This window comes from Rufibacter soli, from assembly GCF_054781795.1.
Genome location: NZ_BAAGTS010000002.1, coordinates 345,004 through 358,726 on the forward strand (window position 1 = coordinate 345,004; position 13,723 = coordinate 358,726).

At 53.1% G+C, this 13,723-nt stretch carries 12 protein-coding genes; 3 read left to right on the plus strand and 9 right to left on the minus strand.

Annotated features, from left to right (window positions below; genetic code table 11):
* Window positions 1-434 precede the first annotated feature (434 nt).
* Window positions 435-1,604, plus strand: a complete 1,170-nt coding sequence (locus ACYVJQ_RS03480) for a hypothetical protein (RefSeq protein WP_460891666.1) — start codon at window positions 435-437, stop codon at window positions 1,602-1,604.
* A gap of 42 nt (window positions 1,605-1,646) precedes the next feature.
* Here the strand turns inward: ACYVJQ_RS03480 and ACYVJQ_RS03485 are convergent, their stop codons facing one another.
* Complete coding sequence (locus ACYVJQ_RS03485; protein ID WP_460891667.1) at window positions 1,647-2,243, minus strand: GNAT family N-acetyltransferase; 597 nt, start codon at window positions 2,241-2,243, stop codon at window positions 1,647-1,649.
* A 191-nt stretch (window positions 2,244-2,434) separates the two neighbouring features.
* Here ACYVJQ_RS03485 and ACYVJQ_RS03490 point away from each other — a divergent pair, with 191 nt between their 5' ends.
* Together ACYVJQ_RS03490 and ACYVJQ_RS03495 are read left to right on the plus strand one after the other, a co-directional pair.
* Window positions 2,435-3,343, plus strand: a complete 909-nt coding sequence (locus ACYVJQ_RS03490; RefSeq protein ID WP_460891668.1) for a TIGR02587 family membrane protein — start codon at window positions 2,435-2,437, stop codon at window positions 3,341-3,343.
* Window positions 3,324-3,701: a hypothetical protein gene (locus ACYVJQ_RS03495; protein ID WP_460891669.1), complete on the plus strand. Its 378-nt coding sequence runs from the start codon at window positions 3,324-3,326 to the stop codon at window positions 3,699-3,701. Before ACYVJQ_RS03490 ends, ACYVJQ_RS03495 begins: the two co-directional genes overlap by 20 nt.
* A 108-nt stretch (window positions 3,702-3,809) precedes the next feature.
* Here ACYVJQ_RS03495 and ACYVJQ_RS03500 read toward each other — a convergent pair whose 3' ends face one another.
* The 8 genes from ACYVJQ_RS03500 to ACYVJQ_RS03535 form a co-directional block, all read right to left on the minus strand.
* Window positions 3,810-4,238: a hypothetical protein gene (locus ACYVJQ_RS03500; RefSeq protein WP_460891670.1), complete on the minus strand. Its 429-nt coding sequence runs from the start codon at window positions 4,236-4,238 to the stop codon at window positions 3,810-3,812.
* 122 nt (window positions 4,239-4,360) lie between these two features.
* On the minus strand, window positions 4,361-5,737 hold the full coding sequence (locus ACYVJQ_RS03505) for an FAD/NAD(P)-binding protein (protein WP_460891671.1): 1,377 nt from the start codon (window positions 5,735-5,737) through the stop codon (window positions 4,361-4,363).
* Window positions 5,738-5,896: 159 nt separating this feature from the next.
* Window positions 5,897-6,862, minus strand: coding sequence for an AAA family ATPase (locus tag ACYVJQ_RS03510; RefSeq protein WP_460891672.1), 966 nt, complete (start codon window positions 6,860-6,862; stop codon window positions 5,897-5,899).
* A 10-nt stretch (window positions 6,863-6,872) separates the two neighbouring features.
* Entirely contained in the window at window positions 6,873-8,225 is a 1,353-nt protein-coding gene (locus ACYVJQ_RS03515; protein ID WP_460891673.1) for a peptidylprolyl isomerase, read from the minus strand.
* 112 nt (window positions 8,226-8,337) lie between these two features.
* On the minus strand, window positions 8,338-10,626 hold the full coding sequence (locus tag ACYVJQ_RS03520; RefSeq protein WP_460891674.1) for a peptidylprolyl isomerase: 2,289 nt from the start codon (window positions 10,624-10,626) through the stop codon (window positions 8,338-8,340).
* A 211-nt stretch (window positions 10,627-10,837) separates the two neighbouring features.
* Window positions 10,838-11,248 carry an ATP-binding protein gene (locus tag ACYVJQ_RS03525; RefSeq protein WP_460891675.1) on the minus strand — a complete coding sequence of 137 codons (411 nt, stop codon included), beginning with the start codon at window positions 11,246-11,248 and terminating at the stop codon, window positions 10,838-10,840.
* Window positions 11,241-11,579, minus strand: coding sequence for an STAS domain-containing protein (locus ACYVJQ_RS03530; protein ID WP_048919375.1), 339 nt, complete (start codon window positions 11,577-11,579; stop codon window positions 11,241-11,243). The genes ACYVJQ_RS03525 and ACYVJQ_RS03530 overlap by 8 nt, the downstream gene beginning before the upstream one ends.
* Before the next feature lie 16 nt (window positions 11,580-11,595).
* Window positions 11,596-13,677: a GAF domain-containing SpoIIE family protein phosphatase gene (locus ACYVJQ_RS03535; RefSeq protein WP_460891676.1), complete on the minus strand. Its 2,082-nt coding sequence runs from the start codon at window positions 13,675-13,677 to the stop codon at window positions 11,596-11,598.
* Between the last annotated feature and the right edge of the window lie 46 nt (window positions 13,678-13,723).

A 13,723-nucleotide genomic window follows, 5' to 3' on the forward strand; every position in this document is an offset into this window, starting at 1 on the left:
TTTTCTTTGCTTTTAATTTGTTGAATTTACAACTTCCTGAGCCAATCTGCAAACGCTTGCCGCGGCGTTTCAGCTGCTTTCCAGACTCATTCCGGAGGCGTATAAAGGAAACACCCAAAGTACCGGATTTGTGCCAAGAATTACTATTTTTTTTAGTTATTTTTTATCCCCAAGTGCTATTAAAAATAGCAAAAAGGTAAAGGGAAGAGAAGCAGGTAGTTGTAGCAATCTTTGCCCTCCAAGTCTCTTTTTCTCTCTTCTCTTGCAACAACATTTCCCGCGTTTTAGTTACAGGCAGGGCAGGTATTTCCCAAGATTTTAAGGGCGTTCCTTTTAAACCCGTTTTTGCCTACCTTTCGGTTTAGGGCAATAGCGGTTGGCAGAGGCAGATACCTTTTCGTGAGTTTTCATAGCGGCAACGCAAACCTTGTTCTATGCCTAAGAAGTGGCTATTACTGGCGACAGGCGCCTTTTTCCTGAGTCTATCGGGCTTTGCCCAACTAAGCAATACCGCCTTTGAAACCCGGAGGCCGGTAAAACCAGACCAGACCGGCGAGCTGCAGCTGGGCCTGAACGTGCTGGGCTACCAGAAAAACAACGAGTATTTCAATGACATCGCCGAAGGCTACACGCTGTTTGGATACCATCTTAACCCCCGGCTTATTTACCATGCCTCGCCCACGGTGCGGCTAGACGTTGGTGTACAGGTGCAGAAAGACTTCGGGACCAAAAAATACTCCCTGGTGCAGCCCACCTTCACGCTGCGCTACGAGGAAAACGGCAAGGCCCTGCTCCTGGGTACGCTGGAAGGCCACCTGAACCACGGCTATATTGAGCCCCTATATGACTTTGAGCGCGTGATCACCAACCGCCTGGAAAACGGCCTGCAGTTCCTGCTGAACAAGCCCGGGGCCAAAGTAGACGTCTGGATTGACTGGCAGCGCTATCTGCGGCGCCTGGACCCGTTCCAGGAAGAAGTGGCCGGGGGCGTGTCTTCAGAGATCACGCTCTACCGCACGCCGGTTTCGCTGGGTTTTTCTGAAAACACCTCTAAAACGGAAACCTACATTGGTTTGCCGCTGCAGTTCACGGCCCAGCACCGCGGCGGTCAGATAGATGACACCAACCTGCCCCTAGTCACGTTGGCCAACGCGGCGGCGGGTTTGGTGCTGCGCAAAACCTACGGCAAGAAAGTACTCAAGGCATTACATTTTCAGCCGTACGTGGTGGGTTGGAAGGATTTCTCCAATGAAAAGAACCGGGCCTTTCAACAAGGCGGGGGGCTGTACCTGAACGCAGGCGTAGATACCAAATACCAAAACGTGATGCTGAGCTACTGGCGCGGCAACGGCTATTACTCAGAGCTTGGGGGCAAGCTGTTTCCGTCGGTTTCCTCTAACTTCAAGACGGCAGACTATACCCAGAAAAACCGGCAGCTGCTCATTCTGCGGCTCATGCATGACATAAAACTCATGGACGGTCTGGACCTGACCCTTCGGCTGGAGCCTTACTATGACCTGGACCACCCCAAGCTGGAGTTCTCCAACAGCCTTTACCTTAACTTCAACTCTGATTTCTTCCTGGCCCGGCCCAAAAAGAGATAACCCCGTTTTGGGTCTGTTTTCTGAAAAACGGCTTTAAAACGCCTACCACAGCTGGGCTGCTTTATGGTCATGGCGCAGGAGCCGGTACACCTTTATGGGGCGCGAAGGAAGGTCTGGGGCTTCCTGTACCACAGGCGTATAGGTTCTGGAATACGAAAAACCGCAGCGCTCCGCCACACGCATGCTCCGGTCATTGCCCTCCGCGCAGCGCACGTTCACGCAGTCCATGCGTAGCACCTGAAACGCGTAGCGCAGCACGGCCTTCAGGGCCTCGGTGGCATAGCCCTTCCCTTCGGCTGCTTCGCTTAAGTAGTAGCCCACCTCGGCAAAAAGCTTTCCGCGGGCCAGGCGCCTGAGGGTGATATCCCCAATGTAATCTTGTTCTTCCTGGCGCCAGATGCCAAAGCTGTAGAGGTCGCCGGCCCGCAGTTGCAGGGCTATGAGCCTGAGGCGGCGTTCGGCATCTTTCAGGGTCTGCACGGCAGTGGTACGGTCTGGGAAATCTGATTTCAGGCGGGCGCGGTTTTGGTCCAGCAGCTGCCAGAATTCCTGGGCCATGCCGGGGCCGTAGGGCTTAAGGATAAGCCGGGCGGTGGAAAGCTCTGTGTGGGCAGCCGTGGAAGAAGATAGTTGCCGCATAAAGTTCTAATTCGTCTGGATAATGTGTACGAGGCAGGCCCGGCGCAGGTGCGCCAATTTCTGGTTTTTGTCTCAGTATTTCCCATATTATAGGTGCTCCGTATTTCTACTGGCGTTGGCTAAGTGGTTTTAGCAGGGGGTAGATAAACTCTGGCTTCGGGTTTGCCGTTAAGCACTTAGTTTAAAAGCACATGCAGGAAAGAACCATAGCAGAGTCATTGCAGGAATACGGCCGGGGTATTATTGGAGGCTTGCTCTTCAGTCTGCCCATGCTCTATACCATGGAGGTGTGGTGGACCAGCTTTCATATAGTGCCGTGGCAACTGGTGCTGTATATTTTGGTCACTTTTGTGCTGCTGCTGGCCTACAACACCTATGCCGGCCTTAGGCCATCTGCCTCCTGGAAAGAAGTGGCTATTGACTCTGTGGAGGAATTAGGGATTGGCCTGGTGTTATCCTTTCTTCTGCTATGGCTTTTAGGTCGCATTGATTTTGAGCAGATGCCCCTGGAGCGGATAGTGTACAAGGTGGTGGTAGAGGCCATGACCGTAGCCATTGGCGTGTCTGTGGGTACGGCCCAATTGGGCACCTCTGGGGAGGAAGAAGAGGAGGAAAGTAAGGAATCAGAGTCAGCGTCTGAGAGCCGATCCCTGGGGCCTAAGCAAGCCTCTACCCTGGAAGCCGTGCTGCTGGCCACCTGTGCCGGTATGCTGTTCGCAGCCAATATATCACCCACCGACGAAGTGGTAATAATTGCCGCCTCTGTGACTCCCCTGCAATTGCTGCTCATGTTTCTGGCCTCTCTGGGACTGTGTACGCTGGTGCTTTTCTACATTGGGTTTAGAGGCACATATGAGACCCCGGCCAATGAAAAACCCAAGCTGATGGAACTGCTCTGGAGCGTGAGCATTACCTACGCCACCGCTTTCTGCGTGTCTGCGGGTGCGCTGTGGTTTTCAGGGCGGTTTAATGATGCGGGCCTGGAGTTTTGCCTGGCGATGACGGTGGTGTTAGCCGTGGTCTCCTCTTTGGGCGCCTCGGCGGGCAGGTTCTTGTTTGACCAGGAATATAAAGAAGATCATGAAAAAAAATCTGCTTGAGTGGTCTGTCTTCGGGGCGAGTTTCCTCCTGATTCTGGCCTTGCTGGGATACCTGGCGCTAAAGTCCTTCACCTATAAAGATAGCCCACCAGACCTGAAGGTGGCCATTCAACCAGAGCCGGGCCGGCAGGACCAGAACATCTACCGCCTGGAGCTCAGGAACTATGGTGACCAGGCCGCCGAAAATATTCAGGTGGAAGTGGCCCTGGTTGTGCAAGGGCAGGAGCTGGAGACCGCCCAGGCCCTGTTCCCTTTAGCCCCCCATGAAAGCACCATGAAAGCCTGGGTCACGTTCAGAAGCCCCAGAGACAGCGGCCAGCAGGTAAAGGTGCACGTGTTGGGGTATAACCAGCCTTAGCGCATCATTCCCCATATATAAAGCAGAATCGCCGGCCTTATCTTTAAAAGATAGGGCCGGCGATTTTTTATACAAGGGAAGGTAAGCCCAGGGGCAAACTCCGCCAGGCTATTGGTTGAGGAACGGATAATTGTATTGCAGTGGGCTGTGCAGCTGCTGCAGGCGGGCAATCACCTCCATAGAGTGGGCAATCTCATTGAAGTACTCCAGCCGTCTAATAAGTTGCTCTTTCAGCAGCACGGTGCCTTCAGGGGTACGCAGGTAGGCCCGCTTGTTTTCCAGGATCTTGTGCAATACGTCCTGCACCTGCTTTCCTTCGCGCATGTACAGGTCATGGAACTCTACCAGCGACTCAAAACCGGGTTTGGTTACTTTACAAGGCAACCCGCCATGGGATAATACATCGCAAAGCAGATTCACCTCTAGCGGCATGGTGATCTCATAGGGCGTGGTGCGTACATCCAGTCCTTTTTTGATGTAGGAGAAGATGGTTTCCAGGTTTTGTTCAAAGCGTTGGTAAAGGGCTGCGGCTTCCATGCAAGTTTGGTTTTAAAGGAATCAGGGGCAAAAGTACACAATGCGTTACTCTTTTTCACCACTTGGTGTTATCTGCCAGTGCAAAGGCTTTCTGTTTTAGGCCTGTTTTCTGAAAAACAGGCCTAAAACAGGTGCAAAATTTCCTGGCTCAGGGCCTGGGCCTGTTCCCGGAGTTCTGGAACAGCGTTAGATTCCCAGAGTTCGCCGCGCAAGGCCGCCCCCAGTGTGAAAAGACCCGGACAGGGTTGCCCGTTGGCTTGCAGCACGCGGTAATGCTTATCGGCGCGCAGGCCCATGCCCATGGGGTGAGGCAGGAGCAGTTCTTGTGCCAGCATGGACTGCACCAGCGGGTCTGGCAAGGCGGCATACTGTAGTTGGGGGCCGGTACAGTTAACCACGCGGTCCGCCAGCACTATCTGGTACTGGCCTTGGGAGGTTAGCTGCACTTCCACCTGGGTGTCTTGCACCTGCAGTTGCTGAATGCGGCCCGGCATGATCTGTAAAAAACCGTCTTGCATGGCCTGCTTAATTTTGGCGTGTACCTGTGGCGGAAGCCGGTGCCGCGCCACTGCCCACAGGGAGCCCAGCTTCTGGCTGAACCGCTTTTTGTCTGCGTCTGAAAAGCGTTGCCACAGCGCCTGGGTTTGGCTGCGTACCCCATTGATCAAAGGCTCCCAGTGCTCAGCCCCTTTCTCTTGCAGCGCTTTCTTGAACAGACCTACCACCTGGCGCAGAGAAGAAGCCCCGGCAATCTGCACGCTGAACTCCAGGTCATGCGCCGAGCTGCGGTACGGGTAAGGAAGGTAGCCATTGGAAGAGATAGCGGTAATGGTGCCCGTAAACCCCTCAGAGCGCAAGGCCAGAATAATATCAATGCTGGTAAGCCCGGTGCCAATAAGAAGCAGGTGGGCCTTGGGCGGAAGGTTTTGCCAGGCCTCGGGCTTCCAGGGGTTATGGTAATACAGGGGTGGTGCCAGTTGCGGGCTGGTGCCGCGCAGCGGCGAAGGCTGGAAATTGCCCAGGGCCAGCACCACCTTGTGCGCAGGAATCTGTTGCCCATCCTGTAGTTGCAGCTGATAGGGGAATTCTGCCTTTTTTGTATGCTGGAGGTCCACCACGCGCTGATGTAGTACCTGGGCCGTGTTTTGCCCGGCCGGCTGGGCCAGGGCCTGGGTGAGCTGCTCTTCCAGGTACTGGCCGTAGACTTTTCTGGGCATGAAGGTCTTTTCCAACTCGTCTGGAGGCGTGGCCGCATACGCAGGTTGTTGGCGTAACCAATCCACAAAGTGGTGGGGCTGGTCTGGAAAGGCGCTCATGCGACCGGCATACACATTCAGCAAAAAGAGATCTGTGTTAGGGGAGTAGGCCACGCCTTTGCCTGTGGGGTAACCCTCATTCAAGAGTACCACATGCACGGGTGTCTGCTGTTGCCGGAGCAAGTGCACGGCCACCATGGTCCCACTGAATCCTGCTCCTACAATAGCAATTACTTGGCGCATGGCATCACTTCATTTGAAAACCAAATGGAACGGAATCGCTCCCTGACAATAGGTATCACGTGAACTGATTTTACTGAAAAAAGTTATAGGTATTGGGTGTCCGCGAAGGGAGAATTTTCTGTTTTGAGCCTGTTTTTGCGAAAACAGGCTCAAAACAGCTTATAAAAGCCCCTGGATAATCTGCTCTACAGAAACGCCTTCGGCCTCAGCCTTGAAGTTTCGCACCAGACGGTGGCGTAGAATGGGTGTGGCCACGGCCTGCACGTCTTCTATGTCTGGCGAGTATTTGCCTCTGATAAGGGCGTTACATTTGGCCCCCATGATCAGGTGCTGCGAGGCCCGGGGACCGGCACCCCACTCCAGGTACTGGGTAGCCTGCGGGCCAGCCATGTCTGTGTTAGGGCGGGTTTTGTGTACCAGGCTTACGGCGTATTCCACCACGTTATCGGTGACAGGTACGCGGCGCACCAGCTGCTGGAAGGCAGAGATCTCCTCGGCATGCAGGATAACGGTGGGTTTGTGCTGGAAGTCGCCGGTGGTGTTTTTGACAATCTGCAGCTCGGCCTGGTAACTGGGGTAGGAGAGAGCCACGTGAAACATAAAGCGGTCCAGCTGGGCCTCCGGTAACGGATACGTGCCTTCCTGCTCAATAGGGTTCTGGGTGGCCAGTACAAAGAAGGGCCTAGGGAGTTTGTAATGGTGCCCGGCCACGGTCACGGAGTATTCCTGCATGGCCTCCAGCAACGCAGCCTGGGTTTTAGGGGGCGTGCGGTTGATCTCATCTGCCAGTACAATGTTGGCAAACACAGGGCCTTTCACAAACTGGAACTGGCGGTTCTGGTCCAGGGTCTCAGAGCCCAGAATATCTGAGGGCATTAAGTCTGGAGTGAACTGTACCCGGTTAAAGGTAAGGTCTAGGGAATTGGCAATGGTCTGGATAAGGAGGGTCTTGGCCAACCCAGGGACCCCTACCAACAGACAGTGGCCCTGACAGAAAACGGCCGTGAGCACCAGCTTCACTACTTCCTCCTGGCCAATAATGGTTTGAGAAATTTCAGCGGTCAGGCGCTTGTAGGCCTGATGCAGGGCATCTGCGGCTTCTCTGTCAGAGGCAAAAGGAGGCATAGAGAGCGGTTTAGTCGTCTAAATTGCAGGACTTGAATTCGGGGGCCAGGTCTACAAAAACGGTGTCTTTGTTCTTCTCAAACCAGTCTGAGATGGCCCTGTTCCTTTTCTCACTCAGCGCCGCGGCCGCGATCTTCTGGTAATCGTCTTTCATGTTGGCCTGATGCGGAGGAGTCTTTGATTTAAGGTAAACGATGCGCATGGCTTCCTTGCCGTCTTCCATGCGGTAGGGCAGCGGTCTGCTGATATCCCCCACCTTTAACGTATCTGTCACAAAGAAGATGGCTGGGTCCAGCTTGTCTACCGGAATTTCGGTGGTTGGGCTGCCGGGTAGCGTGATCATGCCGCCGTTTCCTTTGGTAGACATATCATCTGAGAAGTCTTTGGCCGCCTTAGCAAACGAGGTACTGTCTTTCTGGATAAGGTTTCTAATGCTGTCTAAGAGCGCAGTGGTCTGCTGCAGGTCTACCTGGGCAGTGGCGGGTTTGATAAGGATGTGACGGGTGTTGAATTCTTCGCCGCGGCGCTCCAGCAACTGAATGATGTGGAACCCGAACATAGACTCAATCACCGGTGAGGTCTCCCCGGGTTGCAGTTTAAGGGCAGCTGCCTCATACTCTGGTACCAATTCCCGTTTTTTGAAGAAGCCCAGCACGCCACCGGCGGCGCCCGAACCAGGGTCCTGGGAGTACTGCTTGGCCAGAGTGGCAAAATCCTCGCCGGCTAATATGCGTTTTCTAATGGCTTCTAACTGCTCACGGGCTGCCTGTTTCTGGGCGTTACCAATCTGGGCGATTTTTACAATCTGGCCTACCTCTACCTCCGTGGAGAAATAGGGCAAGCTGTCATGGGGAATACGGTTGAAATACTGCTGAACCTCTTTTGGCGTTACCTTGATTTTGCCGGCAATCTCCCGCTCCATTTTCTGGGTAGTGAGCTGCTCCCGAAGGCTGCGCTTAAGATCACTTCTGATCTCGTTCATAGGTTTCTTGTAGTACTCCTCCAGCTTTTCCTCACTGCCAATCTGGGCCACGAAATTGCTGAGACGGCCTTCCAGTTCATTGTTAAGGGTAGATTCCTCCACAATCACAGAGTCCACCTCGGCACGGGCCAGCAACAGTTTGTTCTGCACCAAAGAGCGCAGAATCTCGCAACGCAGATTAGCAGACTTGTAACCCTGGCTTACCGCGTTGGCGTGCTGGAACTCCAGTTCAGAGCGCAGAATGATGTGGCTTCCTACCTTCGCCACAATATTATCTATCAGGGTGACTTGCTGGGCACGGGCGGTTTGCGTGAAAACACCTAACGCGCACAGCAGAAGAAGGCTTTTAAGGAAAGAAGAAAAGGGAATTCTGATTTTCATGGTATTCTTTATAGCGATTGCCTTTTATAGAACCGCTTCTCTTGCAAAATAGTATGGACGTGAACAGACAAAACTAGGCAAACGGCTTCATTAAAAGAAACTTCTGCCGGGCTTACTTCTTAATAAGCTTCTCTACCTCTGGCTGGTTCACGCTTACCGGGTATTTCTGGCGCAGTTCTTTGATCCATTCCTGCTCCAGATAGGTCTGGTAGTCTGAGATCACCACGCCCCGGGTTTCTGACAGTTTTTTAGGCGCCGGAGCCTCTACTTGGTCAATTTTGATCCAGAGGGAGCGACCGTCCTGGGTTACGTTGTAGGTGCCTGGTTTCCAGGTTACGCCATCCAGGGCTTTGTTTTCACCGCGCTGGAACTTGCGCGACGCAATCTGCAAGGCCAGCGGGCTGTTTTGGTTAAACCGGTCTGCCAGCGTTTGCGGATCTGTGGAATACACCTGCAGGGCGGCCACCCGGCGGGCCGGGCGGGTTTTTGGGGCTGCCGGCATTACGGTTACCTGTGCTTCTTCCACGCCTTTCTCTGCGAGATAATTCTTTACGGCCGTGGCCCGCCGCGAAGCCAAACCGGCATTCTTCTTATTGGCGGCCTCCCGGGTATCTGCGTAACCGGTCACCTCCACTACCAGGCTGGAATCTTGCTGCAGCGTAAGGGCCAACTGATCTAACTGGGCAATTGCAGCCTTGGAAAGGGCGGCGTTATCTGCAGTAAAGGTCAGGTCCTGCTGCTTTTGGCGCACCGACAGGAAGCGGCCCTGCGCCAGTTGCTCATGGGCCTGGGCCAGGATGGTAGGGTTGGCAGCACTGATGATGGTGGCCGTGGCGCGTTCTCCCCAGGTATATTTGCCGCGGTTAGCCTCAAAGAATTTTTGCAACCCTACGGTGTCTTCTACCGCCTTGGCCCAAACTTTTTCTTCCATGAGTTGGAACAGCAGGATACCGTCATGGTACTCATTCACCAGCATGCGGTAATCTGGGTGTTTTTCCTCCAGGTGGGCCCGCTCATAGTCCAGCAGGCTGGTTTCCACAAACTTGTCATAGAGCAGGTTCATGGCGTGGGCCGGGGACACGTTCTGCTTGGCGCGCTGATTGGCTTCTATATAAGTAGCAAACTGACCCACGGTATAGGGTTTGCCGTCAATGGTGAACAGGGTGGCCGCAGGCAGGTTCTTGGGCTCTGCCGGTACGGTGAACTTCCAGGTGCCGGCTGCCAGGGTAGAGTCTGCCAGTTTAAGGGTAGCCTCTTTGATAGCTGGAGTCTCCTGGAACTTGTTTTCTTTCTTGATGCGGCGCAGGAAAGCGGTCTTGTTCAGCTCTGAGCGCGAGTCTTTGGAGATACGGTTCCGGAGGGAAGTTTCCATCTCCTCATAGGGCGGAAGCTCTTTGCGCTCCAGTAATTTGATGACGTGCCAGCCGTAGGCCGTCTGCACGGGCGCAGAGATGGCGCCCGGTTTGTCTAGCGCAAAGGCGGCTTCCTCAAAAGAAGGAATCATACGGCCGGTGCCAAACCAAGGCAGTTCCCCGCCATTGTCAGCAGAGGCGGCGTCTTCAGAGAACTGGGAGGCCAATTTGTTCCAGTCTTCCTGGCGTTGCACGCGTTTGTAAATTTCGTCTATCTTCTTCTTGGCCACCAAAGAGTCTGCTTTGGGCAGCCCCTGCTGGGCGCGCACCATGATATGGGCCACCCGTATCTCGCCCTGGGCGGGGCGCACGTTATTTACCTTGATCAGGTGATAGCCAAAGCGGGTTCTTACCGGCTGCGAAATTTGCCCGGCCGGCGTGTTGTAGGCGGCATTCTCAAAAGGGTATACCATTTGCAGGGCCGTGAAATAGCCTAGCTGCCCCGCGTTGTCTCTGGCCGAAGGATCTTCTGAGAAGCGCTGGGCCAGGGTTTCAAAGGGCGTGCCACCAAGGGCCTGTTGTCTTAAGCCCATGATTTTCTGGTAGGCCGCCAGGGTGTCTTTGGGGTCTGCCTCGGGGTCAACGCTTACCAGAATATGGGTGGCGTTCACTTCCTTTTTCAGGCGCTCATAGGCTTCGCGCACCAACTGCTCGGTTACACTTTTTTCTGTGAGGTAGGGTTGGGCCAGTTGCTCCTTGTATCCGCCCAGTTCGCTTTTGAAGGCCTGCGTGGTGTCCAGGCCACGGCTTTTGGCCTCAGCTACCTTCAGTTTGAAATTGGTGTACAGGTTCAGGTACTCGTTTACGCTGGCGCTGGAGTAGGCGCTGTCTGCGTTGCTGTTGTTTTTCTCGTAAACATAGGCAAACTCAGAGGCGGGCACCTTTTCAGGGCCAATGCTAAGAAGTACAGGTTCTGTGGCTTTCTTGGGAGAAGTACACTGGAACAGGAGCAGGGCACTCAGGCCCACGTATAAGGAGGAAACTCGCATAGATGTCAGCAAAACGCAAGATGCCGGCACTTTCTCTGTGCCGACCGTATTGCAATTTTACTCATTTTTTTTGGAGAGAACAGGCTACTATCTAAAAACATAGCGCCTTAAAAGAGAACAAGGAGTAAACCATTTTCTGTTTTAGGCCTGTTTTTGGTAAAACAGGCCTAAAACAGGTTTTATTGTGCCAAGGGGCAAAAGCCTTGCCTTTTTAGGCCAATTGCTTGTACAGGCGGCAAATGTTGGTGTTGCCTTTCACAGAGTACTCTACCTTGTCCATGATCCGGTTGACCAGGGCTACGCCTACGCCGCCTTTCTTGCCGGTTCTAATGTTGTCATGGATATTGGGCTCAGTGTAATTGTCCTGCTCAAACGGGGTGCCATTATCAGCCAGCTCAAAGACAATCTCTTCCTGGTTATACTGGATGGTGAGGCAGAGGAATTTTTTGCTGTCTTCGTGGTTGGAGTGGATAATGAGGTTGGCACAGATCTCGTCTACCGCCAGAATGATCTGGTTTAACGTGATATCAGACAATTGCACAGCAGAAAGCGTATCCATCACAAACGTGCGGATAGTTTTAAGATTCTTTCTATCACAACTGACCCTAATCTTGTTAGTCATTGGCTATGGTCACGGCTTCTTCATAAGAAGAGACAATGGTCATTAACAGATCAAGGCCTAGAATCTCAAATACGTTACGCACTTTTTCCTGCATGTTGAAGAAGATCAGTTTGATCTGCGCATCTTCAAAGCGCTGCAGGTGGGAAATGAATACGCCCAGACCGGCAGACGAGATGTAGTTCAGGTTCTTGCAGTCCACCAGGATCTTGCCAAACATCATGATGCTTGGGTTGGAAAGCTCCTCGTCCAGCAGCACAGAGGAACTGGCGTCTAATTCACCATCTAAACTGATGGTGATGGTGTTGTCGGAAATGGTGTGTTTTATTTTCATCGTGGTTCTTTACGAGTCAATTTAGGTTAGGTTGACGCTGTTTAAACTTGATCACTAGTAGGGTTTGGTCATCATGCAGGATGTCGCTGGAGAAGTCAGACACGTCATTGATAATGGCGCTTTTGATGTCCTCGGCCTCCAGGTGGTAGGTCTGAGACAGCATGTATTTGAGACGCTCTTCCCCGTATTCGTCCTGGCGGGCGTTTCTGGCCTCCACAATCCCATCGGTGTAAATCACCATCACATCGCCGGGGTTATAGTCATAGTGCAACCGGTGAATGCGCTTGGCATAAGAGGCATCCCGCACAATACCCAGGCCCAACCCTTCTGTTTGGAAGTAAAACGTATCTTCCATCATAGAGTTATAGTAGAGCGTATGGCAATGGCCCGCCCGCGCAAAGGAAACCCCCTGCATTTTGTAGTCAATGATATAGAGCGCCGAGGTGATGAAGGAGGTACGCTCCAGACACCGGCTCAGGGCGCTGTTGGCCTGGATCATGAACTCATCTGGCAGTAAGTCCTGCTGCATGAGGCCATGGAAAATCCCTTTCATCTGGGCCATGTGAAACGCCGCCGAGATCCCTTTGCCGGACACATCCCCAATGATGATGGCAATGCGTGACTCACTCAGCTGCAGGTAGTCATAAAAGTCACCCCCCACTTCCTTGGCCGCCTGCGAGTAAGTACTAATGTCAAACCAGGTGTCGGCGGGAAAGTTTTTAGGGTTCAGGCGGTCCTGCACCAAACTGGCAATTTTGAGTTCTTCTTTGTAGCGCTCATTCTGCAAAGATTCCTGCATAAGGCGCAGGTTCTCAATGGTAAGCACGGTCTGGTTAGCAAACGACTGCACCACGCTTATAGTATCTGGGTCAAACCCCTGCTCTACTTCCTGCAACAGGTACAGGTGGCCGTATTTGCGTTTGGAAGAAGCCAGAGGCACCACCAACAGCGAGTTGAACGGGCTGTTGAGGCTCTTGAACTCTGGAACCAGGTGCAGTTCACCGTTCACGTAGGCGGCTTCCTTGGCCGTGGGGTTTTGCTCCACTATGAGGTTAGCCATAGACATGACCAGCGCCTGGGTCTGCTCATCTGGAGCGGTGCTTTTGTGCTGGAAGGAATTCAGGTGGGTTTCTTCACCTAGTTCCAGCCAGGCAGCGTCTGCGCCAGAGGCCTTGATGGCACTGTCAAACAACAGGTTATACACCTCTTCTTCGCTCTGCCCTTGCTGAATGTACTGGCTTAGGCGCTGGAAACTGAGCAAGTCTGCATTCTTGCGCTCAAATACCTTAGAAGTAGGCAAACTGAACAAGGCCACCAGCAAAGAGGAGAGGGCATAGAGGAAAACAAAGGCCAGCGACACCAAAATAAACGGGTTATCAGTGTAGTCTACTACCAGCTCTGGGGAGTCTGCGTACCGGAACAGGAAATTACCGAACAGCACCACGCTCAGCAGGATGGCCATGAGCAGGAAAATACTGCTCCACTTTTTATCAAGGCTTAGAAATGCCACCCACCGCAAATGAACGCACATGTACAGACTAAAGGCCAGCAAAAGAGCCAGGTCCAGAATCAGGAAGATGTGGTTCATGTACTCCACATTGAGCAGCGGCACCAGTAAAGACAGGTACACCAGAATCTCAAACCACTTCCACTGCACCTGCAGGTCTTTGGTTTTCTGGTACAGGATTAACTGCCGCCAGGTGTAGAAGGCCTTGCCCAGAAAGTACACCAGAAACCCGAACAGGAACTGATAAAAGATATCCAGCAGGTAGGGGCTGTTCACCCAGTGCAAATTCAGGCTGGGGTAGCCGATGTACAGCAGCAGACACACGTACGCGCCCATGCCCCCTTTGGCAAAGAGGGACCAGAGCGGAGTAGTAAACTCACCGCTGCGCTGCATCTGCACATAATGCCGCTGGTACAGGAAAACAGAAACAATGAAGATGGAAGACAGCAGGTTGTTGAGGTAGGGCGAAGCCGCATTGGTTTCGCCTTCATATAGCTGCCGGGCCAAGAACAACACATTCACCAATAGCAGCACCCAGCTCACGCTTCCGGTAAATAAAGTCAACCGTTTGATTGTTTTATCTTGGGGCATTGGAAAGGGTAACAGCTGCAGAGGTTAAGGTTTTAAGTTTGGGTTA